At 63.9% G+C, this 1,293-nt stretch carries 1 protein-coding gene; it reads right to left on the bottom strand.

The window, feature by feature from the left end; translation table 11 throughout:
• Nucleotides 1-1,293 (bottom strand): phosphoenolpyruvate carboxykinase (locus tag JQ597_RS37410; RefSeq protein ID WP_212270385.1); only part of this gene is annotated, 1,293 nt, incomplete at both ends.

Genomic DNA, 1,293 nt, shown 5'->3' with positions numbered 1-1,293 from the left:
GGCGCAGCAGCGCGGACATCGGCATCGACCTGGGCTTCGAACTTGGCGAAGTTCTTCTGGAACATGCCGACCAGCGCACGCGCGGTCTTGTCGAACTCGGCCTTGTCCTTCCAGGTGTTGACGGGGTTGAGGATGTCGCTGGGCACATCGGGCAGCGCGGTCGGGACTGCGAAACCGAAATATTTGTCGGTGCGGAATTCGACATTGCGCAGCGAACCGTTGAGGGCCGCGGTGAGCAGCGCCCGGGTCACCTTGATCGGCATCCGGCTTCCCGTGCCGTATTTGCCGCCGGTCCAGCCGGTGTTGACCAGCCAGCAATCGACATTGTGCTTGGCGATCAATTCGCGCAGCATGTTGCCGTACACCGACGGATCAAGCGGCAGGAACGGCGAGCCGAAGCAGGTGGAAAATTCCGGCTGCGGCTCGTTGCCGAGACCACGTTCGGTGCCGGCGACCTTGGCGGTATAGCCGGACAGGAAGTGATACATCGCCTGCGCCGGCGTCAGCTTTGCAATCGGCGGCAACACGCCGAAGGCGTCGGCCGCCAGCATCACCACGTTCTTCGGCTGGCCGGCACGCCCGGTGCGCGAGGCGTTCGGGATGAAATCGAGCGGATAGGCCGAGCGGGTGTTTTCGGTCTTCGAGCCGTCGTCGAAATCGGGCACGCGGGTGCGCTCGGCGAGCACGACGTTCTCCAGCACGGCGCCGAAGCGGTTGGAGGCCGCGAAAATCTCGGGCTCGGCTTCCGGGGACAGCTTGATACACTTGGCGTAGCAGCCGCCTTCGAAATTGAAGACGCCGTCCTTGCCCCAGCCATGCTCGTCGTCGCCGATCAGCGTGCGCTTGGGATCGGCCGACAGCGTGGTCTTGCCGGTGCCGGACAGGCCGAAGAAGATCGCGGTGTCGCCGTCGGGGCCGACATTGGCCGAGCAGTGCATCGGCAGCACGCCCTTGGCGGGCAGATAATAGTTCAGCGTCGTGAACACGCTCTTCTTCATCTCGCCGGCATAATAAGACCCGCCGATCAGGACGATCTTGCGGGCGAAATCGATCGCGACGACGTTCTCGGACTTGCAGCCGTGACGTTTGGGGTCGGCGCGGAAGCTCGGCAAATCGATGATGGTCAGCTCCGGCACGAAGCTGGCGAGATCCGACGCGTCGGGGCGGATCAGCAGCGTGCGGATGAACAGCGAATGCCAGGCCAATTCCGTGAAGACGCGGGTCTTGATCTGAAAGCTCGGATCGGCGCCGCCATGGAGGTCCTGCGCGAACAGCGTCATGCCTTCGGCGTGC

Origin of the sequence: Bradyrhizobium sp. AUGA SZCCT0177 (genome assembly GCF_018130125.1) — a bacterium.
Taxonomy (GTDB): Bacteria; Pseudomonadota; Alphaproteobacteria; order Rhizobiales; family Xanthobacteraceae; genus Bradyrhizobium.
The sequence above is the reverse complement of the archived record's forward strand: the minus strand, read 5'-3'. Positions and strand labels throughout refer to the sequence as shown.